We start from the raw sequence: 25,165 nt of genomic DNA, 5'->3' as shown, positions 1-25,165 counted from the left end.
CCGCACCCCTCGGCAATCCTCCGACAAATCCGGGCAAAGCAGCCTTGCCAAGGCAAGCTAACCTATTGAACCGGCACGTTTTCCTTGAAGATCAATCGCGGCTCGATGAATTTTTTCGTCAGGTACGGCGCCGAGGAGGCGATCGAGCCGAGCAGGCGGATCACCGACTGCTCGGCGATCAGTCGTGCATTCTGGTCGATGACGACATCGCAGAGATCGTCGACCAGATAGCCGCGCGTCTCCCTGGTCAGGTCATGGCAGATGAACACCGGCTTCGTGCGCGGCCTGGATTCCAGCAGCGCCTTTGCCACACCCGAGCGCCCGGCGCCGACGCAGTAAATGCCGAGCAGCTCCGGTTCGTTGTGCAGCGCCTTCATCGTCGCGGTGTAGCTCACCTCCGGCTCGTCATTGATCTCGACGGCGCTTGAGATGGTGAGGTTGGGGAATTCCTCGCTCAACACCGAACGGAAGCCCATTTCGCGCTCCTCATGGCCGCGGTAGGAACGCGAGCCGACCACCATGGCGAGATGACCGCTGCGACCGCCGAGGAAGCGGCCCATCAACAGCGCCGCCGTGCGTCCCGCCACCCGGTTGTCGATGCCGACATAGGCCGAGCGCGGCGCCGCCGGAACGTCCGACACCAGGGTGACGAGGCGGATGCCGGCTTCGACAAGCTCGCGCAGGATGTTGCGGGTTCTCGGATGATCGACGGCGATGACGCCGACGCCGTTCGCCTTGAGCGACAGGTTCTCGACGGCGCCCTGCAGCGTGCTGGGCGAGATGCCGGCAAGGCTGTGGATGCGGCAGGAGGCGACCAGCGGCAGGCGCGCCGCATAGTCCTCGATATGGCGGGCGAGATCGACCATGAAGGCATTGCTGCCGATCGGCAGGAAGAATTCCAGATGCGCCGGCTTCGACGGCAGCGCCACCTGGTCGACGACAGGCAGGTAACCGAGCTGTTTCGCCGCTTCCATGACGCGCTGCCGGTTGGCGGCGCTGGCGCCGGGCCGGTTGTTCAGCACCCTGTCGACCGTCGCGGTCGACAGCCCGCAGTTCCTGGCGATGTCGGCGACGGTGGCTTTCATGGTTCCAGTCATAGGAGCGTATGCGATCCTGTGCCAGACGCGTGATGACTGACCGGGCGGATGATTGACGTCCGCCAGCGGCGGAGGCTTCAGCCTTGCGGTTGCGTGCCCGCCGCAAGGGCGTCACGGATGTCCTTGTCGGACATGCCGGTGATGATCCGCTCGACGTCGGCGACGGTCGTCTGTTTCGGATCGATGTCGTCGGCCACCACCTTGCCACGGCGCATGACGACGATGCGGTCGACCACCTGGAAGACGTGGTGGATGTTGTGGGCGATGAAGATACAGGAATGGCCGGAATCGCGGGCGTTGCGCACGAAGCTCAGCACGCCTTGCGTCTCGGCGACGCCGAGATTGTTGGTGGGCTCGTCGAGGATGATGAGGTCGCTGTCGAAATGCATGGCCCGGGCGATCGCCACAGCCTGCCGCTCGCCGCCCGACAGCGAGCCGATCGGCGTCGTCGGCGGGATGTTCTTGGAGATGCCGACCTGTTTCAGCAGGTCGCGCGCCACCGTGTTCATCGCCTCCTGGTCCATGCGGTTCAAAAAACGCGGCGGCTTGATCGGCTCGCGGCCGAGGAACAGGTTGCGCGCGATCGACAGTTGCGTGACCAGCGCGGAATCCTGGTAGATGGTCTCGATGCCGTGGGCGATGGCGTCGCTGGTGCTGCGCAGGTTGACCTTTTTGCCGCGGATGAAGATGTCGCCGCTGGTCAGCGGCACTGCGCCCGACAGCACCTTGATCAGCGTCGACTTGCCGGCGCCGTTGTCGCCGAGCAGGCCGACGATCTCCTTTTCGTTGACGTGGAAATTGGCGTCCACCAGCGCCTGCACGCGCCCGTAGGACTTGCGGATGTTCTGCATGCGGATCAGCGGTTCAGCCATGGGTCACGTTCCTGCCTGATGCCGGCGTTCGAGCCATGAGTGCAGCGCCATCATGCCGAGGATGATGGCGCCGATGAAGATGTTGTAGGCAAGCCCCGGCACGCCGATCAACACGATGCCGTTGCGCATCACGCGCAGGATCAGGATGCCGAGCACCGTGCCGATGATGGTGCCGCGACCGCCGGTCAATGCCGTGCCGCCGATCACCACCATGGCGATGACCTCGAGCTCGTAGCCGGTGCCGCTGTTGGGATTGGCGGCGGAGGTGCGCAGCGACGAGATGACGCCGGCGAGCGAGGCCATCAGCGCCGACAGGACGAACAGGCCGACCTTGACGCCATTGACATTCACGCCGCGCGCGCGGGCGGCGTTGGGGTTGCCGCCTGCGGCCTGGATCCAGTTGCCGGTGCGGCTCTGCGTTAGCACGTAGCCAAGCGCGATCGCCGCGCCGATGAACCAGAACAACGACATGTAGATGCGGAACGGTCCAATGAAGAAATCGCCGACCAGCGCTTCCGCCAGCCAGCTGCCTTCGGCGCTCCAGGTGCGCTGCGGGAACCCGTCGGTGACGAACAGCGCCGTGCCGCGCACGACGAGGAGCATGCCGAGCGTGACCAGGAAGGACGGGATCTTGAGCTGCGTCACGAACCAGCCATTGACCAGCCCGATGAAAGCCGCGACCACCAGCGCGACAAGCAGGCCTACCTCCAGCGAGGTGACGCCGCCATTGAACAGCGTCCACATCAGCACCGGCGAAAAGCCGAACAGCGAGCCGACCGAGAGGTCGAACTCGCCCGATGTCATCAAAAGCGTCATCGCCAGCGCGATCAGGCCAAGCTCGACCGTGAAGGCGAGGATGTTGGAGATGTTCTGCGGCGACAGGAAATCGGGATTGATGACCCAGAAGACGACGAGCTCGATGACGAGCAGCACGAAGGGCCCGAATTCCGGCCTCGCGATCAGGCGTTGGGTAAGCGAATGGTTTTCCACGTTGAATCCTTGGGTGGAAAGGTCGAGATCGCCGGCCGTGTCAGGGGGCTCGGCGAAGTGAAAAAGGACAGTCGCGGCTACGGGAGCGGCCGCGACTGTGCGCAGGCGATTCCGAAAATCGGACCGGATTCTCGCAAAGGCCGTGCGCAAAATCGAGCTGCCCGCCGCGCGTCTGGAAATGACGCGCGGCGCTGCAGGGGACGGATCACTTCCCGGACAGGATCTTGTCGTAGACCCCGGCGGTGTCCTTTTCGTAGAGCGCGCCGGTGATAACGTTGAAGCCCGGAGGGATGCCGGCGGCCGCCATGTTGGCGAGCGAGAGCGCGACGTAGCTGGTCGCCTGCGGGTCCTGCCACTGCGCGGCGTTGACATAGCCGTTCAGCACTTCCTGGGTGGTGTCGAGCGAGTTGCCCCAGCCGACGACCGGGATTTCGCCGGGCTTGATGCCGACCTGGTCGAACACCCGTTTGATCGAGCCGGTGACGAGGTCGCCGAGGCCGATGATTGCCTTCACCTTGCCTTTGTGCGCGGTCAGGTAGTCGACCATGCGGCTGATCACTTCTGCCTGGTCGAGCGTCGCCTCGGTGATTTCATAGGTGATGCCGAGCGGTTCGAAGACGCTCTTGATGCCTTCCTCTTCCTGCACGCCATAGGTGGCGCCGGGAACCTCGACCGGCATCCAGACGAAGTCGCCCTTCTTCACCAGGCCCTTGTCGACCAGATACTGCGCCCAGTGCTTGCCGAAAGTGACGTTGTCGCCGCCGACATAGGCGTTGAAGTTGGCCTTGGGATCGGGCGTGTTGAAGTTGATGATCGGGATGTTGGCCGCGCGCGCTTCCTTGACGATCTCGACCAGGCTGCCCGGATCGGGGCTGGTGGTGACGATGCCGTCGGCCTTGGCCGAGATGGCGGCGCGAACCGCCTCCTGCTGTGACGCCACGTCGCCATTATGGAATGAGGTGTTGACGGAGTTGCCGGTATCGGTCGCCCATTGCTTGGCGCCGGCCAGGAAGTAGGTCCAGACCGGGTCGGCCGGACCACCATGCGAAATCCAGTAGAAGGTCTTGGCCTGCGCCGCCGCCGGAATGGCGAGCGCCACGATCAAGCCAAGCACGAGCAGTCTTAGCCTCGTCAGCATATGGTTTCCTCCCATGTTGAAACGACTTCCACGTCGGACGCGATGCGGCCCAAAAATCGCATTTCCTGCCAGCGCCGAGCGGGTGCTTAGAGGGCATCCCCTTTCCGGCCCTATGGCAAGCCTCCAAGCGCCAATGGATGCTGGCGCAAGGCAGGACGCCATCAGCAATCCCATCAGATTGCATCAGTTTGGGTGATATTTGCGTGAGGTTGTCGAGCGGGACTCAGCCGCGCGGACCGTTCTACCTGCGCTCCGCGCGCCGGCCGCGCCAGATCCTGCCCAGCCAGTCGACCGCCAGCGACAGCGAGGTTTGTCCATGTGGCATCGATGCCGAGCAGAGGGATCGCGCTCGGCACCGCCTGGATGACCAGTATGCCGATGGCGGCGCCGATGGCGCTGCCATGCCCGCCCGACATGCCTCGTGCCGCCAAGCAGCGCCGCGGCGATTGCCAGCAGCGCAAAACCGTTGCCGTCATTGGGGAGGATGGTGCCCTGCGCGCGAGATGGACGACGCCGGCGAGTCCCGCAATTGCGCCCATCGGTGCCAGCGCCATGAGCCGGACCTTGCCGGTCGCGATGCCGGCATGGGCGGCGGCTTCCGGATTGCTGCCCGTGGCCTGCACCCGGTAGCCGAAGCGGGCCGCAGTCACCGGGCCTCAACAGAAAATTGTGTTGATGAAGGCCGGTTCTTGCAGGGTTGTCAGATCAGACCGGCCCTGGCGAGGTCGCGCATCAGATGGCTGGCGCCATAGGTCCAATTCGGACAATCCGGTGACAGGCGCACACGGTTGACCAGCGCGCCGAGTTTTTCCGACGAGATGGTGACGATATCGCCGACCTTGTGGGTAAAGCCCTTGCCCTTCTCGCCGCGATCCTTCGACGGCACGAACATGGTGCCGAGATAGAGCGCCAACCCGTCGGGATACTGGTGATGCGGCCCCATCGCTGCCTTGACCAACTCCTCCGGCGAGCGGCTGATCTCGGCCATCGAGCTTGCGCCCTCCAGCGAGAACCCGTCCTCGCCCTCGACGCTGAGCCGCACCGTGGCGCGCTTCACATCGGCAATGGAAAACGTCTCGTCGAACAGCCGGATGAACGGACCGAGCGCTGCCGAGGCATTGTTGTCCTTGGCCTTGCCGAGCAGCAGCGCCGAGCGGCCCTCGACGTCGCGCAAATTGACGTCGTTGCCGAGCGTGGCGCCGACGATCCGGCCGGTGCTGTCGGCGATCATGGCGATCTCCGGCTCCGGATTGTTCCAGGTGGACACGGGATGCAGGCCGACATCGGCGCCGAAGCCGACCGACGCCATCGGCTGGCATTTGGTGAAGATCTCGGCGTCCGGACCGATGCCCACTTCCAGATATTGCGACCAGGCGCCGCGCTGGATCAGCTTGGCCTTGATTTCCATCGCTTCCGGCGAGCCGGGCTTCAGCTTGGAGAGGTCGTGGCCGATCAGCCCGGCGATGTCGGCACGGATGGCATCGGCCTTCTCCGCCGAGCCGCGCGCCTGTTCCTCGATGACGCGCTCGAGCAGGCTGACCACAAAGGTGACGCCGGAAGCCTTCACCGCCTGCAGGTCGGCGGGCGAGAGCAGGAAGGGCTTCTTCGCGTCGCGCTCTGCCTCGAAACTGTTGGCGGTGATGTCTTCAAGCGCGCCGATCGGCTTGCCATTGGCGGAGCGAACATAGCCAGCCGGGTCTGGCAACTCGCAGAGGTCGCGCACGGTCGGCGCCGCGCTCGAGGTGATGTCGAAGACCATGCCGTCGCGCACCGTGACCACCAGCGGATAGGCCGTTTCGCTGGTCCTGGCGCGGCCGATGAAGAGGCCGTCGGCGGGCAGGCGGGTCGGGTCGGTCATGGCTTCGGTCCTCTCTTTGGCGCGCGGCACTTTCCCCGGATTTGGTCGAGACGTCCATCCCGCCAACGGGATCATTTGTGTGCCAGGGCGAGCGCGGTCCGCAGCCACGGGCCGGCTGGCACAATCGAACGCACTTTCAAATCCGTGAAATCAACAATAGGATTTTCACAAGCCCATTGCATCTCCCAGGTGATCCTTGCCCAAGCTGTTTTCGGACCCGATCTGGCAAAAGCCCAAGACGGTGTTCGCGTTGCAGCCGCAAACGCCAGCCGGGCCGATCGATGCGGTCATCGTCGGCGGCGGCATCATGGGCCTTTCTACCGCGCTCCATGCCGCGCGGCAGGGTCTCGCCGTCCAGGTGCTGGAGGCCGGAGCGATCGGGGAGGGCGCCTCGGGTCTCAATGGCGGTCAGGTCATCCCCGGCCTGAAATACGATCCGGAATGGCTGGTCGAGCATTTCGGCAAGGAGCGCGGCGAGGCGCTGGTCAATTTTGCCGCCTCGACAGCCGATGCGGTGTTCGACCTGATCGGCGACGAGAAGCTGGCGGTGCCGTTCACCCGCAACGGCTGGATCCAAGCCGCGCACACCGAGACCGCTTTGACTGCGGCAGCAAACCGGGATCGCCAGTGGCGGGCACGTGGCGCCGACGTCGAACTGCTCAGCCAGGCCGAGATCGCGGCCATGACTGGCGCCCAGGGCTATCTCGGCGGCTGGCTCGACCGCCGCGCCGGCGTCGTCGATCCACTAGCCTATACGGTGGAAGTGGCGCGGGTCACTGCTGCCGCTGGCGTCGGGATCGCCGAACGGCAGAAGGTGGTGAAGCTCGCCAAGGACGCCGGTCTCTGGCGGATCTCGACCGAAAGCGGCGCTGAGGTGCGGGCGAGGGCGGTCGTGCTTGCCACCAACGCCTACACCGATGGCGTTCTGCCTGGCCTCGCGCGGACCATCGTGCCGCTGCACTCCTTCCAGATCGCCACTGCGCCGCTGCCGGCCGATGTTGGCGCTGGCATCCTGCCGGGCGGGCAGGCGGTGTCGGACTCGCGCCGCATCCTCGTCTACTATCGCAGAAGCGCCGACGGTCGCCTAGTGCTCGGCGGGCGCGGGCGCATGGCGCTGCCCTCCAGCGCTGCGGACTGGGCGCATCTGGAACGTGCCCTGATCCGTCTCTATCCGGCGCTTGCCGGCGTCGCGATCGAGAAACGCTGGTTCGGCCGCGTGGCGATGACGCCGGATCACCTGCCACACGTCCACGAGCCCGAAAAAGGCCTGCTTGCCGTCGTCGGCTGCCAGGGCAGGGGCGTTGGCCTGATGAGCGCGCTCGGCAAGCGCATGGCAAGCTACCTGGCGAGCGGCGATGCGCGGCAACTGCCGTTCCCGCTGTCGCCGATCAGGCCGATCCCGTTCCACGCCTTCCGGCAGGTCGGCGTTGCCGCGACGATCGCCTGGTACCGGATGCTCGACGCGTTGGAGCGCTGACTTCGCTGAACACATTCCGGCCACCGCGCGATTCAGCTTGACAGTTTCACGAATATGAAAAAATCTAAGTCGATTTCATAATTCCGACGGGCAGATCGATGTCGGCCATCGCAGCAAGTCAGCCATTGCCGGAAACTCGCGCTTCGCCGGTGTTCCGCCTCGCCATGCTGCTGCCGGGCGGACTGGTCACCTTCTTCCTGATCCTCTTCGCTCTCGGCCTGGTGATTTTCCTTGCCTTCCGAGGCAATGACGGCTCGCTGCTCGGCGTCGGCCTGACCGCCGCGAACTTCGTCACCGTGGCGACCGATCCGCTCTACTGGACGGTGACGCTGCGCTCGCTGGTGATCGCCGGCCTTGTGACGCTGGTGACCGTGGTGACCGCCTATCCCGTCGCCTACTACCTCGCCTTCCATGCCGGACGCCGCCGCGGCCTGCTGCTCTTCCTGGTGACGCTGCCGTTCTGGACAAGCTACCTGCTGCGCGTCTTCGCCTGGAAGATCGTGCTTGCCTACAATGGCGTGCTCAACTCGGCCTTTATCGAAAGCGGCCTCTGGTCGGAGCCGACGCTGGCCTTCCTCAACACGCCGGCGGCGGTGGTGGTCACGCTTGCGCACGCCTACGCGCCGTTCGCCATCCTGCCGATCTACGTCGCGCTGGACACGATCCCGAAATCGCTGCTCGAAGCCGCCTCCGATCTCGGCGCCCGTCCGTTCACCGCGTTCCGCCGCGTCGTGCTGCCGAATTCAATGCCGGGCGTGCTGGCGGCGGCCCTCGTCGTCTTCGTGCCGACGGTCGGCGACTACGTCACGCCGGCCATGGTCGGCGGCCCGGCCAGCACCATGATCGGCACGCTGATCCAGTCGCAGTTCGGCAAGGCCAATGACTGGCCGTTCGGCGCCGCACTTTCCGTCTGCGTCATGCTGGTCATCCTGTGCGTGGTGCTGGTCGCGCGCGGCGCCGACCGCAGATTTGGCAGCCGCACATGAGCGCGACGCGCACCGGGACCGACACAGGCGGCCGCTGGCTCGGCCTCTACGTGCTTGGCTATCTGGCCTTCCTCTATCTGCCGGTGCTTTTGATCCCGCTGTTTTCCTTCAACAATTCCATCCAGGCTGCGTTTCCGCTGCAGGGCTTCACGCTTGAATGGTACGAGACGCTCTACGGCAATCCGGTCTTGTCGGGGGCACTCGCCAACAGCCTGGTGATCGGCGTCATCGCCGCTTCAGGCGCTACGCTCTGCGGCATCACCGTGTCCTATATGGACCTCTTCGGCCGCTCGCCGCTCGCCGCCACGATCAGCGCCATCGCGCGGCTGCCGATCCTGATTCCCGGCGTCATCGTCGGCATCTCGCTGCTGATCCTGGTCAATCTGATCGGCCTCGGCCCGTCGCGCGTCGCCATCGTGCTCGGCCACATCCTGGTCGCGCTGCCGACGACAGTGGTCGTCATGCGCAGCCGCTTCGCCGCCATCCCGAAGACCATCCGCGAGGCGGCGCTCGACCTCGGCGCGTCCGACTGGACGACGTTCCGACGCGTCATGCTGCCGCTGAGTGTGCCGGCCGTGCTGTCGGCCTTCATGCTTGCCTTCCTGATCTCCTTCGACGAGTTCATCGTCGTCTTCTTCCTCGCCGGCACCGAGCCGACGCTGCCGCTCTACATCTGGAGCCAGCTGCGCTTCCCGCGCTCGCTGCCGATCGTCATGGCGCTCGGAACGGTGATCCTGGCCGTGTCCTTCATCATTGCCGGCACTGCCGAAATCCTGCGCCACCGCGGCCTTGGCGCTGCGCGCCGGCCAGCCGCCGCCAATCCAGCCTGAACCACAACAACGAAAGAGAGGAGAACGAAAATGACATTCCAGCTGAAATCGATCACCGGACACAAGACCCGCGCCGGCCTTACGGCCCTGGCGCTCGCGCTGTCGTCGACTGTCGCCTTTGCCGCCGACAAGCTGCAGTATTTCACATGGTCCGGCTACGAACTGCCCGACTTCAACAAGAGCTTCCTCGCGGCCCATCCGGACGGCGTCGAGGCCTCGATCTTCGGCGACGACGACGACGCCTTCACCAAGGTCAAGGCCGGCTTCCGGCCGGACATCGCGCACCCCTGCTACGACAAGGTGGCGCGCTGGAACAAGGAAGGCCTGCTGCAGCCGATCGACACCAAGCGCATCAAGAACTGGGATTCAATCTTCCCGGTGTTCAAGAACCTGCCCGACATCCAGGCCGGCGACGGCAAGGTCTGGATGGTGCCGTGGGACTGGGGCAACACCTCGATCCTCTACCGCACCGATCTGGTGAAGAACCCCGAGGCGAGCTGGAAGCTTCTGTGGGACAAGCAGTATGCCGGTCGCATGGCGACCATCGACGCCGTGCATGACACGCCGATCGTCGCGGCACTGCTCGCCGGCGTGAACCCCTTCGACATGACTCCGGAGCAGATGGACAAGGTGGCGGAGAAGCTGCGCGAGCAGCGGCCGCTGCTGTCCAGCTACACCACCGACATGACCTCGGTCGAACAGGCGCTGGCAAGCGGCCAGCTCGTCGCCGCCATGACCTGGAACGCGTCGGCCACATCGCTGAAGAAACAGGGCGTGCCGGTCGAGTTCATGAAGCCGAAGGAGGGCATGCTGACCTGGTCCTGCGGCTTCGTCATGCTGAAGGACGCCAAGAACGTCGATCTCGCCTATGACTTCATCAACAGCCGGCTGGACGCCGACTCGGGCAAGTATCTGATCCAGTCCTATGGCTACGGCAGTTCGCTGAGCACAGCTTTCGCCGGCGTGGCGAAGGACGAACTGGACAAGCTGCAACTGCCGTCGGATCCGGAAGTGATGCTGAAGACCACGATCTTCACCGGGCCGATGAAGCAGAATGACGACGTCGCCAAGATGTTCGAGAAGGTGAAGGCCGGGGGGTAAGCTGCGGCTCCACCTTCTCCCCTTGTGGGAGAAGGTGGATCGGCGCGCAGCGCCGAGACGGATGAGGGGTGTTGGACGGATCGCCGTCGTTGCCAAGCTGGAACACCCCTCATCCGTCGCCTTCGGCGACACCTCCTCCCACAAGGGGAGAAGGGGAGGCTGGCGGCGCTGCGCCGCACCGGTAAAGAGACCAAACAAGGACTAACGCATGGATGTTTTTGACGAATCGGCCGAGAAGCCGAAGGACGATGCCGATGTGCGCGTCGGCCGGCGCGTGCGGGCGCTCAGGCTGGAGCGCAAGCTGTCGCTGGCCGAGCTTGCGGTAAAAGCCGGCATTTCGATAGGCGCGCTCAGCCAGATCGAGCGCGGCATGTCATCGCTGCGCGTCAAGGTGATCTGGCCGCTTGCAGCCGCGCTAGACATCGAACCGTCGGCACTGATCGCCGACGGCAATGAGGCGGTCAATGATCTCTACTGCGTGCGCGCCGACAAGCGGCGGCAGATCCCCGTCAAGTCGGAAGGCATCGCCAAGGCGCTGCTGTCGCCGCCTGCCGCGACGCTCACCGGCATGCTGGTGAGCGTCGAGGCCGGCGGCGGAACGGCCGAGGCCTACGCCCATGCAGGCCATGAGTTCGGCTTCGTGATGGCCGGCGAGGTCGAACTGGTGGTGGACGCAACCTCCTACGTGCTCAAGGCCGGCGACAGCTTTGCCTTCAAGAGCACGCTGCTGCATGCCTTCCGCAACCCCGGCGCCGAGCGCTGCGAGATCCTTTGGGTCAACACGACAAAACCCTCCGAGGTGCGCGATGGCGCCTGATGCGCTCGTTCGATTGCAGAAGGTCTCAAAGGTCTTTCCGGGTGGTGTGGTTGGTCTCGACGCCGTCGAGCTAGATATCGCTCCGGGTGAGTTCCTGACCCTGCTCGGCCCGTCCGGTTGCGGCAAGACCACCAGCCTGCGCGTCATTGCCGGTTTCGAGAGCCCGACCAGCGGCAATGTTCTGCTTGAGGGCCGCGACATAACGGGCCTGAGGCCCTTCGATCGCCCGGTCAATACCGTCTTCCAGGACTATGCGCTCTTCCCGCACATGGACGTCGCAGAGAATGTCGGCTTCGGCCTGTCGCTACGCGGGCTGTCCGGCGCCGAGCAGGCGAAACGCGTCGGCGAGGCGCTCGACATGGTCGGCCTTGCCGACAAGCTCGGCGCCCGCGTTTTCGAACTCTCCGGCGGCCAGCGCCAGCGCGTCGCGCTTGCCCGCGCCATCGTCTGCCAGCCGCGCGTTCTGTTGCTCGACGAGCCGCTGTCGGCGCTTGACGCGCATCTGCGCGAGCAGATGCAGGTCGAGCTGAAGCGGCTGCAATCCCGCCTCGGCACCACCTTCGTCATGGTCACCCATGACCAGACCGAGGCGCTGTCGATCTCCGACCGCATCGTCGTCATGAACAAGGGCCTCATCGAGCAGATCGCGCCGCCGGCGATTCTCTACGACCGCCCTGCGACGAAGTTCGTCGCCTCCTTCATCGGCACCATGAACCTCCTGCAGTCGCGCTTCGTCGGCTGCGATGGCGAGCGCCTGCGCTTTGCGGCTGGCGAGCTGGCGTTGGAAGCTGTATCCGACACCGGCGAGGCGCCGGCCGCCGGAGACACACGCACCATCGGCGTGCGTCCTGAGGACCTTTTGGCGACCACCGAGGCCGCCGACGGCACCGCGCCGGCGCGGGTAAGCGGCGTTGTCTTTCATGGCCGCACGCTGCGCCTCCACGCCGAACTGGGGCAGGGGACATCCATCATCATCGATGCTCCGCGCCGCGCTGACGGTTTTCAATTCAGCGTCGGCGACGTGGCGCACATCAGGCTGCGGCGTGGCGCCAGTTGCCCTTTGCTTACCAATTGACCGCTTGGCTCACGACGCCTTGGCGAAAAAACCCTGATAGTCGGACTTGGCCTGTAGCAGGCGCAGGATGTTCTCACGCGACCCACGCACATGGGCGCGGGCGCGATCGCCCGCCAGGGCCACGTCGCCGGCGCAGATCGCTTCGACGATGCCGGTATGTTCCTCGCGGGTGACCTTCCACTCGTCCAGCCACAGGAGCTCTGTCCACACATATTGCTGGCATTTGTCGAGTATGACGCAGAGCATGCCGTGCAGCATTTCGTTGCCGCCGATTTCGGCAATCACGCGGTGCAAATCGATGCCGACCTGCAATTCCTCGAACTGCTCCCTGGTGCTGCGGTCGGGGATCGCGGCCAGCCGCTCGCATTCGGCAAGAATCGCGCGCAGCCTCGTCTTGTCGGCGGCGGTGGCGGTGGCCGCGGCCAGTTCGGTCGCGCGCCCGTCGAGCAATTCGCGGATGTCGAAGGCCTCGCGGAACATGGTCAGGTTGAACTCCGCCACGACATAGCCCTGGCGCGGGCGGCCGATCACCAGGCCGTCACGCTCCAGCCGGTTGAAGGCCTCGCGCACCGGCGTGCGGCTGACCTTCAGGCGCTCGGCCATGTCGGTCTCCGTGACGCGGGAGCCGGGCGGGATCTGGCCGGTGATGATCAGCGCCTTCAGCTTCTCGAACACCGAATCGCGCAGCGTGTTCTTTCTTTCCTTGCTCAAGCGTCCCGCCTCCAACGGTCTGTCGTGGTTTCGCAGTTTAAGGCCTTTTGGCGCTTGCTTGAAACAGGACCGTTTCGAGCAGAGCAAGGGCTCCGGCCTTGGCCTCAATCTTTCGTCGCCAAAATACGTCATGGCGCGTGTTGACATCGGCTTCCAGCGAATTACACTCAAAATTGTATACAAATTCGCATACCAAATCAACGATAATGGGAACACCGGCTGGAGAAGCGAAAATGACGAAGCTGCGTTGCATTGGAAGTCTAGCGGTGGCGGGGCTGCTGGCCTCGGTTGCCGTCCCGGCGTCGGCCGCCGACACCATCACCGTCGCCTCATGGGGCGGCACCTATCAGGAGGCGCAGACCAAGGCCTTCTTCAAGCCGACCGCCGATGCGCTCGGCATCACCATCAAGGAAGACACCACCAACGGTCTCGACGACGTGCGTCTGCAGGTCACCGGCAATGCCGTCAAATGGGACATCACCGAGCTCGGCGCCGACGAATGCGCGCGCGGCTCCAAGGAAGGCCTGTTCGAGAAACTCGACTACAGCGTCATCGACAGAAGCGGCATCAATCCCAAGCTCGTCCATGACGACTGGGTCGGCATCTCCTACACCTCGGTCGTGCTGATCTACCGGACCGACGTTTTCGGCGACAAGGGGCCGAAGACCTGGGCCGATTTCTGGGATGTCGAGAAATTCCCGGGCCGCCGCGCGCTCTCAGGCAGCCAGGCGACGGAAACGCTGAGCGTCGCCGCCCTTGCCAAGGGCATCCCGATCGACAAGGTCTATCCGGTCGACATCGACGGTGCGCTGCAGTCCGTCGACAAGATCCGCGGTCATGTCGACGCCTGGTGGACCTCCGGCGCGCAGGCCATGCAGCTCGTCAAGGACGGCGAGGTCGACATGGCAAGCATCTGGAACGGCCGCGCCGGCACCTTGCGGAAGGAAGGCGCGCCGGTCAGCTTCTCCTTCGACCAAGGCGTTCTGACCGCCGACTGCATGGTCATCCCCAAGGGCTCGAAGAACAAGGACCTCGCCATGAAGGCGCTGGCCAAGTTTGTCAGCCCCGACCTTCAGGCCAACCTGCCGCTCTATGTCGACAACGGCCCGGCGAACGAGAAGGCCTTCGAGACCGGCAAGATCCCGCCGGAGCGGATCAAGGACATCAACTCGGCGCCGGACAACGTCAAGAAGCAGGTGCTGCAGGATCCCGAGTTCTGGCGCGACACCCTCGTGGAGGCGACCGAGAAGTTCGACAACCTGATCCAGCAATAGACAGGGTGGCACCGGTCGGGGCAGCGTCCAGGCGCTGCCCAGCTCCGTCCCGCCATGAATGATCCGGAGTCCAGGGAGATGCTTTTGTCCATCGCGCCGACCGCGCTTCCAATCGGCATCAGCGGCATCGAGAAGAGGTTCGGCGGCGTCTCGGTGCTGCGCGATCTTTCGCTCGATGTCGCCGCCGGCGAATTCCTGACGCTGCTTGGCCCGTCGGGCTCGGGAAAGACGACGCTGCTGATGATCCTGGCGGGCTTCGTCAGGGCGAATGCCGGCAGCATCAAGGTCGGGGGCGAGGAGATCATCGCCATGCCGCCGCACCGGCGCAACATCGGAATGGTGTTTCAGAACTATGCGCTGTTCCCGCATATGAATGTCTTCCACAACATCGCGTTTCCGTTGAAGCAGCGCCGCGTCTCGGCGTCGGAGACGGCCGAGCGCGTCGAAAAGGCGCTGGACCTCGTGCAGTTGAAAGGGCTCGGCGAGCGCCGCGTCGACCAGCTTTCCGGCGGCCAGCGGCAGCGCGTGGCGCTGGCCCGCGCCATCGTCTTCGAACCGCGCATCGTGCTGATGGACGAGCCGCTTTCGGCCCTGGACAAGAGCCTGCGCGAACACATGCAGATCGAATTGCGCAATCTGCATCGCCGGCTGGGCATGACGACCGTCTACGTCACCCACGACCAGCGCGAGGCGATCACCATGTCGGATCGCATCGCCGTCATGAATGCCGGCTGCATCGAGCAGATCGACCGGCCGGAAGTGCTCTACGCCGCGCCCAAAACGCGCTTCGTCGCCGGCTTCATCGGCGATTCCAACTTCATCCCGGTCGAAAGCCGCAACGGCAGCGTCTGGTATGAGGACAGGAAGATCCGCATGACGTCTGCGGCGCCAGCCGCCGGCTGCCATTTGATGGTGGTGCGGCCGGAAAAGCTGCGCCTCGTCGCCGACGCTCCGCCGGCGGGCAGCGTCAACGTGATCCCGGCGACGGTCGGCGACGTCATCTACCAGGGCGACAGTTTCGCCTGCTATGCCACGCTGCGAGATGGGCGTCAGGTGACGCTGCGCGACTATTGCCGCAGTGACGTGCTGGCAAAGCTGCCAAGGCCCGGCGAACCGGTCAATCTCGGTATCGATGCCGATGATGTGGTGCTGGTGGCGGCGGACTGATGAGCATGCAATCCGCCATACTCCCCCATGCCAGCGCCCCGACGCTCAACGCCGATGCGTTGCATGCCGATGCGCGCCGCGAATCCTTCGGGCTGCTGGCGCTGCTGTCGCCCGGCCTGCTGCTCGTCTTCGCCGTCATCATCGTGCCGATCGGCTGGCTGTTCTGGCTGTCGCTGTTCGACGAGACCGGGGCGCTGAGCGCTTCGAACTACGCGCGCTTCTTCCAGCAGCCCTCCTACATCAAGACCTTCCTCACCACCTTCAAGGTTGCCTTCGCCGTCACCGGCGCCTGCGTCGTGCTCGGCTATCCGCTGGCCTACATGCTGTCGCAACTGCCGCGTCGCGCGGCCTCGATATGCCTGGTCTTGGTCATCCTGCCGTTCTGGACCTCGGTCCTGGTGCGCACCTATGCCTGGCTGGTCATCCTGCAGCGCAAGGGCCTGATCAACAGCTGGCTGATCGATCTCGGCGTCATCAGCCAGCCGCTGCCGCTCGCCAACAATTTCGCCGGCGTCATTATCGGCATGACCCACATCATGCTGCCGTTCCTAGTGCTGCCGCTCTACGCCTCGATGAAGACGATCGACACCGATTGCCTGCGCGCAGGCATGAATCTCGGCGCCAGCCCGGCCGCCACCTTCCGGCAGATATTCTTCCCGCTGTCGCTGCCCGGCCTCGCCTCCGGCGTGGTCATCGTCTTCGTGCTCTGCCTCGGCTTTTTCGTCACGCCGGCATTGATGGGCGGCGGCAAGGTCATCATGTGGGCGATGCGCATGGAGCAGACCACCAGCCTCTATTCCAACTGGGGCGCGGGCGCCGCGCTCGGCGTCGTGCTGCTTGCCGTCACGCTCGCCCTGCTCGGCCTGTTCCAATGGCTGCTCGGCGCACGCGCCACCGGCGTCTGGAGCTCGCGATGAGCATGGAAAATGCCCTGCCCATCTCGCACCGGCAACGGCTCTGGCTCTATGGTCTTGGCGCCCTCGTCCTGCTGTTCCTGATCGCGCCGTCGGTCATCATCGTCATTATGTCCTTTTCCGGCTCGACGCTGCTGCAGTTCCCGCCCCAGGAATGGTCGCTGCGCTGGTACGAGAGCTATTTCGGATCGGTGGAATGGCGCGATGCCACCATCGTGTCGGTCAAGGTCGCGGTGATGACGATGCTCGTGGCTACGCCACTCGGCACAGCCGCAGCCTACGCCATCAACATCGGCACGCTGCGAATGACCGGCGCCATCAATGCACTGCTCACCGCTTCGCTGATCATCCCGGTCATCCTGATCGGCATCGGCACCTTCTTCCTCTATGCCCGCATCGGCCTCAACAACACGCTGACCGGCCTTGTCGTCGCGCACACCGTGCAGGCCTTGCCGCTGGTGGTGCTGACCGTGCTTTCCGGCCTGCGGTCTTACGACATGAACCAGGAGAAGGTGGCGCGCAGCCTAGGTGCCAACCGCTTTTCCGCCTTCCGCCAGGTGACGATGCCGCAAATCCGTTTCTCGATCGTCTCGGGCGCGCTGTTTGCCTTCATCACCTCCTTCGACGAGGTGGTGGTTTCGCTGTTCATCTCCGGCGGCGAAACCACGACGCTGACGCGCCGCATGTTCAATGCTCTGCGCGACCAGATCGATCCGACCATTGCCGCCATTTCGACTTGCCTGATCGTGCTATCGATCGTCTTGTTGTCCGCCGCTCAGCTTTTCGGCCGCGGACGTTGAATGCAGGGATACCGTAAACAGCATGCGTGATTTCCAATTCCCCGGCCGCTCGCCCGCCCGCTCCACCGAAGCGATGGCCGCGACCTCGCATCCGCTGGCCACGCTTGCCGCCATCGAGATGCTGCGCTCCGGCGGCAATGCGATGGACGCCGCCGTCTGCGCCGCCGCCGTGCAGGCGGTGGTCGAGCCGCAGTCGACCGGCATCGGCGGCGACTGCTTTGTCCTCTTCTGCCCGAAAGGGCAAGGCAAGGTGCTGGCCTTCAACGGTTCGGGGCGTGCGCCTGCCGCCGCAACCGTCGACTGGTATCTGGAGAACGGCTTCAGCGAGCTTCCGAAGCAGGGTCCCCACGCGGTCACTGTACCGGGCGCGGTCGATGCCTGGTGCCGGCTGCTGGAAGACCATGGCCGCAAGGGCATTGCCGACGCATTGGCGCCCGCCATCCACTACGCGGAAAATGGCTACGTCGTGCACGACCGCGTCGCCTTCGACTGGGAGGATCCCGAAACCGACCTGTCGGCCGACGAGGTGGCGGCGCGCATCTTCCTGCCCGGCGGCCAGCCGCCCAAGGCCGGCGACGTCCATCGCCAGCCGGAGCTTGCCGAAACGCTGCGCATCATCGCGAAGAAAGGCCGCGCTGGCTTCTACGAAGGCGCGGTGGCCGACGACATCGTCGGCCGGCTCCGCCAGCTCGGCGGACTGCACACGCTCGACGATTTTGCTTCGACCAAGGGCGACTACAAGAACCCGGTCGGCATCGACTACCGCGGTTACGGCATCCACCAGATGCCGCCGAACAATCAGGGCCTGACCGCGCTTCTGATGCTGAACGTGCTGTCCGGCTTCAAACTCGGTGAACTCGACCCCAATGGCGCCGAACGCCTGCATCTGGAGATCGAGGCCGGGCGGCTGGCCTACCGCGACCGCGACACGTTTCTCGGCGACCAGGATCATGTCGCCGTCCCGGTGAAGGAGCTTTTGTCCGGCGCTTACGCCGACCGGCTGCGCGCCGCGATCGACCGCGAGCGTGCCATGACCGAATTGCCGCGCCTCGACCTGCCGGGCAGCGACACCGTCTACATTTCCGTCGTCGACCGCGACTTGAATGCGGTGAGCTTCATCAACTCCACCTACTATTCCTTCGGCAGCGGTGTCGTCAGCCCGAAGAGCGGCGTCGTGCTGCAGAACAGGGGCACCAGCTTCCGCCTCGATCCGAAGCACCCGAATGCCATAGCGCCCGGCAAGCGGCCGATGCACACCATCATGCCGGGCATGATGACCAAGGACGGCCGCGCGATGATGCCGTTCGGCGTCATGGGCGGCGGCTACCAGCCTTTCGGCCACGTTCACCTGCTGACCAACATGATCGACTTCGGCATGGACCCGCAGCAGGCGCTGGATGCGCCGCGAGTCTTCTACAACAGCGGCGTGGCGGAGGCGGAGCGCAGCGTGCCGGTCGACGCGGTTGCAGGCCTGCGCCGGCGCGGCCACCAGGTGATGGAGCCAGATCATCCGCTGGGGGGCGGGCAGGCGGTGCTGATCGACTGGGAAAAGGGAACGCTGACCGGCGCGTCTGACCCACGCAAGGACGGACTTGCGCTCGGATACTGATGCCGGCGGCTTCACGATTGCGTGCTGCCGCTCGGCTGGATTTTTGCAGGCTGGAAAGATAGTCGGTGACCATGACCAATACCGCTGACACTGTGGACCTTGCGCACCGCCTCGCCCCCGGCGCCACTGACGCGCCGGCTGTTTCGGCCCCTGATAGGCCGACGCTCACGCATGGCGGTTTGCGCCGGCTGATCCGCGAGACGGTCGCGAAGATGAATGAGCTAGGCCTCGGCCGTGGCGACCGTGTGGCGATCGTGCTGCCTAACGGGCCGGAGATGGCGACCGCCTTCCTCGCCGTGGCGGCGGCGGCCTCGACTGCTCCGCTCAATCCGGCCTACCGGGCCGACGAGCTCGATTTCTATCTCTCCGACATCGGCGCCAAGGCGATCCTGGTTGCCAGGGATGAGCAGGGGCTGGCGGTCGAAGTTGCCGAGCGTCTCGGCATCCGGGTGCTGCGGTTGCTGCTGCCGGATGACGCGCCGGCCGGCAGCTTCACCATCGCGGGCGATCCAGTCGGTCCGCCCGCCACGCCCGGATTGGCTGCGGACGCCGACATCGCGCTGCTTCTCCACACTTCCGGCACCACCTCGCGTCCGAAGCTGGTGCCATTAAGCCATGCCAATCTTGCCGCCTCGGCCGAGCATATCGGCGCGACGCTCGGCCTGACATCGGCCGATCGCTGCCTCAACATCATGCCGCTCTTCCACATTCACGGGCTGATCGCGGCGGTGCTGTCCTCGCTCGCCGCTGGCGGCAGCGTCTTCTGCACGCCGGGCTTCAATGCGCTGCGCTTCTTCCACTGGCTGGGCGAGGCAAAGCCGAGCTGGTACACGGCGGTGCCGACCATGCACCAGGCGATCCTGCCGCGCGCGGCGCGCAACGCGGATACTCTCGCGGCGACACCATTGCGTTTCATCCGTTCGTCCTCGGCGTCCTTGCCGGCGCAGGTGATGGCCGAACTGGAGGCGACCTTCGGCTGCCCGGTGATCGAATCCTACGGCATGACCGAAGCCGCGCACCAGATGGCCTCCAACCGGCTGCCGCCCGGCCAGCGCAAGCCGGGCAGCGTCGGCGCCGCAGCCGGGCCAGACGTGGCGGTCATGGCGCCGGACGGGCAGTTGCTGAAACCGGGCCAAACCGGCGAGATCGTCATTCGCGGACCCAATGTGACGGCCGGCTACGAGAAGAACCCCGACGCCAATGCGAGTGCTTTCGCCCATGGCTGGTTCCACACCGGCGATCAGGGTGTGCTCGACGAGGATGGCTATCTGCGCGTTACCGGCCGGCTGAAGGAGATCATCAACCGCGGCGGCGAGAAGATCTCGCCGCTGGAAGTCGACGGCGTGCTGATGGATCACCCGGCGGTTGCGCAGGTCGTCACCTTCGCCATGCCGCACGACAAGCTGGGCGAGGAGGTGGCCGTGGCGATCGTGCTGCGCGAGGGGCAGAGCGCCAGCGAGTCCGACATTCGCGGCTTTGCCGCGGCGCGCCTCGCCGATTTCAAGGTGCCGCGCAAGGTGGTGATCCTCGACGAGATCCCCAAGGGCGCGACCGGCAAGCTGCAGCGCATCGGCCTCGCCGCAAAACTCGGGCTCGGCTGATGCGCGTCACCGTTTTCGGCGCCGGCGCCATCGGCGGCTATCTCGCCGCCAAGCTGGCGATCGCGGGCTCGGTCGACCTGTCGGTCGTGGCGCGCGGGGCGCATCTCGAGGCCATCAAGGCCGATGGCCTCAGGCTGATCGAGGGCGAGAGCGAGATTGCCGCGCCAGTGAGGGCGGCCGCCCGCGCGGAAGAGCTCGGCGTGCAGGACTATGTCGTGCTGGCGCTGAAGGCCCATTCGCTGGCGCCGGCGCTCGACCAGCTCGCACCGCTGCTTGGGCCGGAGACAGCGGTGGTCACCATGCAGAACGGCGTGCCCTGGTGGTACTTCTACAAGGCCGGCGGCGCGCTCGAAGGCACGCGCATCCAGGCGGTCGATCCCGGCGGCACGATCTGGCAGCGCATCGGCCCGCAGCGCGTCATCGGCTCCGTCGTCTATCCCGCCGCGGAGGTCGATGCCCCCGGCCTGATCCGCCATGTCGAGGGTACGCGGTTCTCGCTTGGCGAGCCGTCCGGCGAAAAGAGCGAGCGCGTAAACGCGCTGGCGCGCGAGATGGTCAAAGCCGGACTGCAGGCGCCGGTGCGCGAGGACATCCGCTCGGAGATCTGGATAAAACTCTGGGGCAATCTGTCCTTCAATCCGATCTCGGCGCTGACCGGCAGCACGCTCGCGGCCATCGTCGCCGACGAGGGAACGCGAACGCTTGCCCGCGCCATGATGCTGGAGGCGCAAGCGATCGGCGAAAGCCTCGGCGTCCGCTTTCCGATCCCCGTCGACAAGCGCATCAAGGGCGCCGGCGACGTCGGCGAGCACAAGACTTCGATGCTGCAGGATCTGGAGCGCGGCCGCCCCATGGAGATCGACGCGCTGGTGAGCGCGGTGCAGGAACTCGGCCGCCTGACCGGCCAGCCGACGCCGAACATCGACAGTGTGCTGGCGCTGGTGCGGCGCCTTGCCATCGAGCGCGGGTGTTATTCGCCGTTGTAGCTGGCAGGTGGACGGCGACAACGATGCCTTGGCCACGATGTGAGCATGTTGCCGCGGCGAGCCCGTCTCGCTCATCCTGACATGAATTGTCACCTGTCGACCGGGTCAATGGTGGCAGCCGAGCAATCGACCCCCTACCTGCGACTGGTCTGAACAGGAGGAAGTCATGACCACTGCCGAAATTGCCAAGGATTTCACGGAGCTCCTCAAGCAGGGCGACAGCCACAGCGCTGCCGCGAGGTACAATGCCGACGACATCGTCAGCTATGAGGCCATGGAAGGGCCGATGGCCGTTTGCAACGGCAAGGAAGCCGTCAAGCAGAAGGGCGAGTGGTGGGAAGCGAACCATGAGGTTCACGGCGGCTCGGTCGACGGCCCCTATGTCAATGGCGACCAGTTCGCGCTGCGCTTCAAGTTCGACATAACGCCCAAATCCACCGGCGAGCGCGTCACCATGAATGAGGTCGGCCTCTACACGGTCAAGAACGGCAAGATCAGCGAAGAGCGTTTTTATTACTAGCCTGGCCAGTCCCGCTCGCTGCGTTTTGTCGTTATCTCACGCGGCCGGGGGCGAAGCGCTCCGGCCGCCGTTTGAGGGCGAGACCTCAAATCGTCTTTGCATAGTCCGCAAGCTGGTCGGCCACCGTGCCCCAGCCATCGAAGAAGCCCATCTCTTCATGGCTGTCGCGCGTCGCCTCGTCGCGGTGGATGGCGGTGGCGGTATAGCGTGTGCCTTTGCCTTCTTGTGTCAGCGCAATGACCGCGGTGATGAACGGCTCACCGGACGGCCGGTAGCCGGGTAGCAGCGCGTCCGTCCACACCAGGCGCTCGTTCGGCACGATCTCGAGATAGCAGCAATGGCGGTCGTTGACCTCCTTGCCGTCGGGCGACTGCATGCGGGTGCGAAACAAGCCGCCGGGCCGAAGGTCGATCTCGCAATCGGTGATGATCCACGGCTTCGGCGTGAACCATTGCTTGACGTGCTCTGGCATCGTCCAGGCGCGCCAAAGCAGTTCGCGCGGCGCGTCGAGGACGCGTTCCAGTGTCAGGTCCAGCCTCGGATCGAACTTGAATGGATAGCTCATTTTTCTTTCTCCTTAAGCGACATGACATAGGCATCGAACTGGTCGAGTCGGCTCTCCCAGAGCGCGCGCTGTTCGGCCAGCCAGTTCTCCGCGAGCGCCAGCGGCTCGGGTGAAAGCCGGTAGGTCCTGACGCGCCCGGCTTTCTCCGAACGGACAAGTCCACAGCCTTCCAGCACCTTGAGGTGCTCGACGAAGGACGGCAGCGCCATGTCGAACGGCTCCGCCAGCTCACTGACCGAGGCAGGGCTCCTGCCCAGCCGCTCCACCACGAGGCGGCGCGTCGGATCGGCGAGCGCGCGAAAAATGCCGTCGATCGGCGGCACGCTTTCGCTGACGGTCTGCGGGCTCATGGTTGGTTCTCCTCGGTCGCTGCTCGTCGGCAATTACTTAGGAAAAAACCTAAGTATTGGCAAGGCCAAAAATCGAGGTGTGGACGGTTGGCAAAGCGGGCAGGGCGGGCCTACGGTTCCGTCGGATTCGTAAATCCGTCAGTTCAAGAGGCCTGTTTTGACGATCACCATGTATGGCATCACCAACTGCGACACGATCAAGAAGGCGCGCGTCTGGCTGGAAAGCCGCGACGTTCCCTACCGCTTCCACGACTACCGGGCCGAGGGCATCGAGGCGGAGAGGCTGAACGGCTGGGTCGGAAAGGTCGGCTGGGAAAAACTGCTCAACAAGGGGAGCACGACTTTTCGCGAACTGCCGGGCGAGGAGAAGGGTGCGCTCGACGAGAAGAAGGCGAAGAAGCTGATGCTCGCCAAGCCGACGATGATCAAGCGACCGGTGCTGGAGGTTGGAGAGCGCATCCTGGTTGGATTCAAGCCGGAGGCTTATGAGGAGGTGGTTGGCGGGAAATAAGGGGCCATCTCGTACGCAGCAATCCTTCGCGCCCCCCTCTGTCCTGCCGGACATCTCCCCCTCGAGGGGGAGATTGGCAGCTTTGGCGCGTCGCTCATTCCTGCGACGTTGGCGATTTGGCGAAAGCCGGCGCGAAAGCTGATCTCCCCCCTTGAGGGGGAGATGGCCGGCTGGCCAGAGAGGGGGGCGAAGGAACTCGACGTCATTTATGCTTGGGCTTGCAAATACTCCGCCAGCGCCACCGCATTGTTGTGTGCCTCATCATGTGCGCCATAGAGCAGCGTCACCTTGCCTTTGCCGAGCAATGCGCGCAGCTGGGCCATCGCCTCGCCATTCCCATCCAGTTCCGCCGAATACCGCTTCCGAAACTCCGCCCAGCGCTCCGTCTCGTGCCCGAACCATTTGCGCAGTTCGTCGCTCGGGGCGATCTCCTTCAGCCATAGCGTCAGCGCGGCATCCGTCTTGGCGATGCCGCGCGGCCAGATGCGGTCGACCAGCACCCGTTGGCCGTCCGCTTTCGCCGGCGCTTCATAGATGCGCTTCACCGCTATGTCGAAGGCCATCACACCCTCAAAGCGAACCCCCTCAGGCCCATTCGCCCTTACGCATCACCGGCACGCGGCTGCCGTCCTTGCCGAGACCGTCGATGTCGATCTTGTCCGAGCCGATCATCCAGTCGATGTGAATAAAGCTTTTGTTGCCGCCGCGCGCGGCGATCTCGTCCTGGCTGAGCGAGGCGCCGTCGACGAAGCACTTCGAATAGCACTGGCCGAGCGCGATATGGCAGGCGGCGTTCTCGTCGAACAGCGTGTTGAAGAACAGCAATCCGCTCTTCGAGATCGGCGAGGAATGCGGCACCAGCGCCACTTCGCCGAGGCGGCGCGCGCCTTCGTCGGTGTCGAGCACCTTCTTCAGCACGTCCTCGCCCTTGGAAGCCTTGGCCTCGACGATCCGGCCTTCCTCGAAGCGCACTGAGATCTCGTCGATCAGCGTGCCCTGGTAGGAAAGCGGCTTGGTCGACGAGACGTGGCCCGAGACCCGCCTTGCATGCGGCGTCGTGAACACCTCCTCGGTCGGGATGTTCGGGTTGCAGGTGACGCCGTTCTTGGCCGTCGAGGCGCCGCCCATCCATTCATGGCCTTCGGCCAGCCCGACCGTCAGGTCGGTGCCCGGCCCGGTGAAATGCAGCGCATGGAATTTATGGCCGTTCAGCCATTTCGTGCGCTCGGCCAACGCGGCGTTGTGCGCCTTCCAGTTGGCGATCGGGTCTTCGACGTCGACCCGCGAGGCCGAGAAGATCGCGTCGGCGAGCTTGGCCACCGCAACGTCGTCGGCATCGCCCGGAAACACCTGCTTGGCCCAGGCAAGGTCCGGATAGGCGATAATGTTCCAGTTGATGTCGAAGCCGGTGATCTTCTCCAGCGCCGGCTGGTAGGCCATCGAGTTCGCCTTGTTGGCGCGCGCCACCTTGGCCGGATCCTGCGCCGACAGGAGCGACGGATCCTCGCCGCGCACAGCAAGCCGCGCCGCGTTGTTGGCAAAGGCTTTCGCCATGCCTTCATAGAGCCAGCCGGCGGCACGATCGAAGCCGGCGTCAGCGCCATAGCGGAAGCGCGCCAGCGTGATCTCGTCATCATTGAAGATCGGCGTCACCAACCCGGCGCCGGCCTTGTAGGCATGCTCGACGATGCGCCGCGTCAAGGGCAGGGCCGCGATCGACGACGTCACCACAAGGTCCTGTCCCGGCTGCAGCTGCAGCCCGACCTTGATGGCGACCTCGGCCAGCCTGTCGAGCTTCACCGGGTCGATGGTTGCTGCAACGCCGCGCGAATGTGTGGTCATGATCCTGCCTGCCGTGATTGTGAGGTCTGGTCCTAGAGACTGTTTGGAAATTTCCACTCTGGCGGCCATCTGAT

General features: G+C 64.9%; 26 protein-coding genes. 15 read left to right on the top strand and 11 right to left on the bottom strand.

The features are described from left to right. Positions 1–62 precede the first annotated feature (62 nt). The 6 genes from EJ073_RS12540 to EJ073_RS12515 all read right to left on the bottom strand — a co-directional run bounded on the left by EJ073_RS12540 (position 63) and on the right by EJ073_RS12515 (position 5,955). Positions 63–1,085 (bottom strand): LacI family DNA-binding transcriptional regulator, encoded by a 1,023-nt coding sequence (locus EJ073_RS12540; protein ID WP_126056015.1) that lies wholly within the window; start codon positions 1,083–1,085, stop codon positions 63–65. Positions 1,086–1,174: 89 nt separating this feature from the next. Then, on the bottom strand, positions 1,175–1,969 hold the full coding sequence (locus tag EJ073_RS12535; RefSeq protein WP_126056014.1) for an ATP-binding cassette domain-containing protein: 795 nt from the start codon (positions 1,967–1,969) through the stop codon (positions 1,175–1,177). Between the two features lie 3 nt (positions 1,970–1,972). After that, positions 1,973–2,959: an ABC transporter permease gene (locus tag EJ073_RS12530; protein ID WP_126056013.1), complete on the bottom strand. Its 987-nt coding sequence runs from the start codon at positions 2,957–2,959 to the stop codon at positions 1,973–1,975. A gap of 205 nt (positions 2,960–3,164) precedes the next feature. Continuing rightward, entirely contained in the window at positions 3,165–4,097 is a 933-nt protein-coding gene (locus EJ073_RS12525) for a substrate-binding domain-containing protein (protein ID WP_126056012.1), read from the bottom strand. Between the two features lie 173 nt (positions 4,098–4,270). After that, positions 4,271–4,747, bottom strand: a complete 477-nt coding sequence (locus tag EJ073_RS12520) for a hypothetical protein (protein WP_126056011.1) — start codon at positions 4,745–4,747, stop codon at positions 4,271–4,273. A gap of 50 nt (positions 4,748–4,797) precedes the next feature. Beyond that, a complete protein-coding gene (locus EJ073_RS12515) occupies positions 4,798–5,955 on the bottom strand; it encodes a fumarylacetoacetate hydrolase family protein (RefSeq protein ID WP_126056010.1) in 1,158 nt (385 codons plus the stop codon). Between the two features lie 196 nt (positions 5,956–6,151). On the opposite strand from EJ073_RS12515, the gene EJ073_RS12510 reads away from it, so the two are divergent. The 6 genes from EJ073_RS12510 to EJ073_RS12485 all read left to right on the top strand — a co-directional run bounded on the left by EJ073_RS12510 (position 6,152) and on the right by EJ073_RS12485 (position 12,241). Beyond that, positions 6,152–7,432 (top strand): FAD-dependent oxidoreductase, encoded by a 1,281-nt coding sequence (locus tag EJ073_RS12510; protein ID WP_126056009.1) that lies wholly within the window; start codon positions 6,152–6,154, stop codon positions 7,430–7,432. A gap of 98 nt (positions 7,433–7,530) precedes the next feature. Further along, complete coding sequence (locus EJ073_RS12505; RefSeq protein WP_126056008.1) at positions 7,531–8,418, top strand: ABC transporter permease; 888 nt, start codon at positions 7,531–7,533, stop codon at positions 8,416–8,418. Beyond that, positions 8,415–9,248, top strand: a complete 834-nt coding sequence (locus EJ073_RS12500) for an ABC transporter permease (protein ID WP_126056007.1) — start codon at positions 8,415–8,417, stop codon at positions 9,246–9,248. Before EJ073_RS12505 ends, EJ073_RS12500 begins: the two co-directional genes overlap by 4 nt. Before the next feature lie 30 nt (positions 9,249–9,278). Further along, a complete protein-coding gene (locus EJ073_RS12495) occupies positions 9,279–10,349 on the top strand; it encodes an ABC transporter substrate-binding protein (protein ID WP_126056006.1) in 1,071 nt (356 codons plus the stop codon). Positions 10,350–10,557: 208 nt separating this feature from the next. Then, complete coding sequence (locus tag EJ073_RS12490) at positions 10,558–11,166, top strand: cupin domain-containing protein (RefSeq protein WP_126056005.1); 609 nt, start codon at positions 10,558–10,560, stop codon at positions 11,164–11,166. After that, positions 11,156–12,241 (top strand): ABC transporter ATP-binding protein, encoded by a 1,086-nt coding sequence (locus EJ073_RS12485; RefSeq protein WP_126056004.1) that lies wholly within the window; start codon positions 11,156–11,158, stop codon positions 12,239–12,241. The genes EJ073_RS12490 and EJ073_RS12485 overlap by 11 nt, the downstream gene beginning before the upstream one ends. Positions 12,242–12,250: 9 nt before the next feature. On the opposite strand, the gene EJ073_RS12480 is transcribed toward EJ073_RS12485, so the two are convergent. Beyond that, a complete protein-coding gene (locus EJ073_RS12480) occupies positions 12,251–12,952 on the bottom strand; it encodes a GntR family transcriptional regulator (RefSeq protein WP_189347370.1) in 702 nt (233 codons plus the stop codon). Positions 12,953–13,185: 233 nt separating this feature from the next. On the opposite strand from EJ073_RS12480, the gene EJ073_RS12475 reads away from it, so the two are divergent. From EJ073_RS12475 to EJ073_RS12440, 8 genes are all read left to right on the top strand, one after another. After that, positions 13,186–14,226: an ABC transporter substrate-binding protein gene (locus tag EJ073_RS12475; RefSeq protein WP_126056002.1), complete on the top strand. Its 1,041-nt coding sequence runs from the start codon at positions 13,186–13,188 to the stop codon at positions 14,224–14,226. An 84-nt stretch (positions 14,227–14,310) separates the two neighbouring features. Continuing rightward, positions 14,311–15,393 carry an ABC transporter ATP-binding protein gene (locus tag EJ073_RS12470; RefSeq protein WP_126059189.1) on the top strand — a complete coding sequence of 361 codons (1,083 nt, stop codon included), beginning with the start codon at positions 14,311–14,313 and terminating at the stop codon, positions 15,391–15,393. Next, positions 15,393–16,310, top strand: coding sequence for an ABC transporter permease (locus EJ073_RS12465; RefSeq protein WP_126056001.1), 918 nt, complete (start codon positions 15,393–15,395; stop codon positions 16,308–16,310). Before EJ073_RS12470 ends, EJ073_RS12465 begins: the two co-directional genes overlap by 1 nt. Further along, positions 16,307–17,107 carry an ABC transporter permease gene (locus EJ073_RS12460; protein ID WP_126056000.1) on the top strand — a complete coding sequence of 267 codons (801 nt, stop codon included), beginning with the start codon at positions 16,307–16,309 and terminating at the stop codon, positions 17,105–17,107. Before EJ073_RS12465 ends, EJ073_RS12460 begins: the two co-directional genes overlap by 4 nt. A 22-nt stretch (positions 17,108–17,129) precedes the next feature. Continuing rightward, positions 17,130–18,716 carry a gamma-glutamyltransferase gene (gene ggt / locus EJ073_RS12455; protein ID WP_126055999.1) on the top strand — a complete coding sequence of 529 codons (1,587 nt, stop codon included), beginning with the start codon at positions 17,130–17,132 and terminating at the stop codon, positions 18,714–18,716. A 71-nt stretch (positions 18,717–18,787) separates the two neighbouring features. Further along, positions 18,788–20,317, top strand: a complete 1,530-nt coding sequence (locus EJ073_RS12450) for an acyl--CoA ligase (protein ID WP_126055998.1) — start codon at positions 18,788–18,790, stop codon at positions 20,315–20,317. Beyond that, a complete protein-coding gene (locus EJ073_RS12445) occupies positions 20,317–21,303 on the top strand; it encodes a 2-dehydropantoate 2-reductase (RefSeq protein WP_126055997.1) in 987 nt (328 codons plus the stop codon). Before EJ073_RS12450 ends, EJ073_RS12445 begins: the two co-directional genes overlap by 1 nt. A gap of 166 nt (positions 21,304–21,469) precedes the next feature. After that, entirely contained in the window at positions 21,470–21,823 is a 354-nt protein-coding gene (locus EJ073_RS12440) for a nuclear transport factor 2 family protein (protein ID WP_126055996.1), read from the top strand. Between the two features lie 85 nt (positions 21,824–21,908). Here the strand turns inward: EJ073_RS12440 and EJ073_RS12435 are convergent, their stop codons facing one another. Together EJ073_RS12435 and EJ073_RS12430 are read right to left on the bottom strand one after the other, a co-directional pair. After that, a complete protein-coding gene (locus EJ073_RS12435; protein WP_126055995.1) occupies positions 21,909–22,388 on the bottom strand; it encodes an SRPBCC family protein in 480 nt (159 codons plus the stop codon). Next, complete coding sequence (locus EJ073_RS12430; RefSeq protein ID WP_126055994.1) at positions 22,385–22,738, bottom strand: metalloregulator ArsR/SmtB family transcription factor; 354 nt, start codon at positions 22,736–22,738, stop codon at positions 22,385–22,387. Before EJ073_RS12430 ends, EJ073_RS12435 begins: the two co-directional genes overlap by 4 nt. Before the next feature lie 157 nt (positions 22,739–22,895). On the opposite strand from EJ073_RS12430, the gene EJ073_RS12425 reads away from it, so the two are divergent. After that, on the top strand, positions 22,896–23,249 hold the full coding sequence (locus EJ073_RS12425; RefSeq protein WP_126055993.1) for an ArsC family reductase: 354 nt from the start codon (positions 22,896–22,898) through the stop codon (positions 23,247–23,249). 206 nt (positions 23,250–23,455) lie between these two features. On the opposite strand, the gene EJ073_RS12420 is transcribed toward EJ073_RS12425, so the two are convergent. Then, positions 23,456–23,812, bottom strand: a complete 357-nt coding sequence (locus EJ073_RS12420) for a DUF488 domain-containing protein (RefSeq protein ID WP_126055992.1) — start codon at positions 23,810–23,812, stop codon at positions 23,456–23,458. A 22-nt stretch (positions 23,813–23,834) separates the two neighbouring features. Beyond that, positions 23,835–25,091, bottom strand: coding sequence for an aminopeptidase (locus EJ073_RS12415; RefSeq protein ID WP_126055991.1), 1,257 nt, complete (start codon positions 25,089–25,091; stop codon positions 23,835–23,837). Between the last annotated feature and the right edge of the window lie 74 nt (positions 25,092–25,165).

Source organism: Mesorhizobium sp. M4B.F.Ca.ET.058.02.1.1, from assembly GCF_003952505.1.
Taxonomy (GTDB): Bacteria; Pseudomonadota; Alphaproteobacteria; order Rhizobiales; family Rhizobiaceae; genus Mesorhizobium.
Note: the sequence above shows the minus strand (reverse complement) of the source record. Positions and strands in the feature narration are given on the sequence as shown.

Excerpts from the sequence above, each read along its gene's own strand:
- EJ073_RS12505 (WP_126056008.1), top strand. The coding sequence starts at position 7,531 with ATGTCGGCCATCGCAGCAAGTCAGCCATTGCCGGAAACTCGCGCTTCG.
- EJ073_RS12465 (WP_126056001.1), top strand. The coding sequence starts at position 15,393 with ATGAGCATGCAATCCGCCATACTCCCCCATGCCAGCGCCCCGACGCTC.
- EJ073_RS12475 (WP_126056002.1), top strand. The coding sequence starts at position 13,186 with ATGACGAAGCTGCGTTGCATTGGAAGTCTAGCGGTGGCGGGGCTGCTG.
- EJ073_RS12515 (WP_126056010.1), bottom strand. The coding sequence starts at position 5,955 with ATGACCGACCCGACCCGCCTGCCCGCCGACGGCCTCTTCATCGGCCGC.
- EJ073_RS12430 (WP_126055994.1), bottom strand. The coding sequence starts at position 22,738 with ATGAGCCCGCAGACCGTCAGCGAAAGCGTGCCGCCGATCGACGGCATT.
- EJ073_RS12540 (WP_126056015.1), bottom strand. The coding sequence starts at position 1,085 with ATGAAAGCCACCGTCGCCGACATCGCCAGGAACTGCGGGCTGTCGACC.
- EJ073_RS12460 (WP_126056000.1), top strand. The coding sequence starts at position 16,307 with ATGAGCATGGAAAATGCCCTGCCCATCTCGCACCGGCAACGGCTCTGG.
- EJ073_RS12420 (WP_126055992.1), bottom strand. The coding sequence starts at position 23,812 with ATGGCCTTCGACATAGCGGTGAAGCGCATCTATGAAGCGCCGGCGAAA.
- EJ073_RS12435 (WP_126055995.1), bottom strand. The coding sequence starts at position 22,388 with ATGAGCTATCCATTCAAGTTCGATCCGAGGCTGGACCTGACACTGGAA.
- ggt (WP_126055999.1), top strand. The coding sequence starts at position 17,130 with ATGCGTGATTTCCAATTCCCCGGCCGCTCGCCCGCCCGCTCCACCGAA.
- EJ073_RS12490 (WP_126056005.1), top strand. The coding sequence starts at position 10,558 with ATGGATGTTTTTGACGAATCGGCCGAGAAGCCGAAGGACGATGCCGAT.
- EJ073_RS12525 (WP_126056012.1), bottom strand. The coding sequence starts at position 4,097 with ATGCTGACGAGGCTAAGACTGCTCGTGCTTGGCTTGATCGTGGCGCTC.
- EJ073_RS12495 (WP_126056006.1), top strand. The coding sequence starts at position 9,279 with ATGACATTCCAGCTGAAATCGATCACCGGACACAAGACCCGCGCCGGC.
- EJ073_RS12415 (WP_126055991.1), bottom strand. The coding sequence starts at position 25,091 with ATGACCACACATTCGCGCGGCGTTGCAGCAACCATCGACCCGGTGAAG.
- EJ073_RS12535 (WP_126056014.1), bottom strand. The coding sequence starts at position 1,969 with ATGGCTGAACCGCTGATCCGCATGCAGAACATCCGCAAGTCCTACGGG.
- EJ073_RS12500 (WP_126056007.1), top strand. The coding sequence starts at position 8,415 with ATGAGCGCGACGCGCACCGGGACCGACACAGGCGGCCGCTGGCTCGGC.
- EJ073_RS12445 (WP_126055997.1), top strand. The coding sequence starts at position 20,317 with ATGCGCGTCACCGTTTTCGGCGCCGGCGCCATCGGCGGCTATCTCGCC.
- EJ073_RS12485 (WP_126056004.1), top strand. The coding sequence starts at position 11,156 with ATGGCGCCTGATGCGCTCGTTCGATTGCAGAAGGTCTCAAAGGTCTTT.
- EJ073_RS12440 (WP_126055996.1), top strand. The coding sequence starts at position 21,470 with ATGACCACTGCCGAAATTGCCAAGGATTTCACGGAGCTCCTCAAGCAG.
- EJ073_RS12450 (WP_126055998.1), top strand. The coding sequence starts at position 18,788 with ATGACCAATACCGCTGACACTGTGGACCTTGCGCACCGCCTCGCCCCC.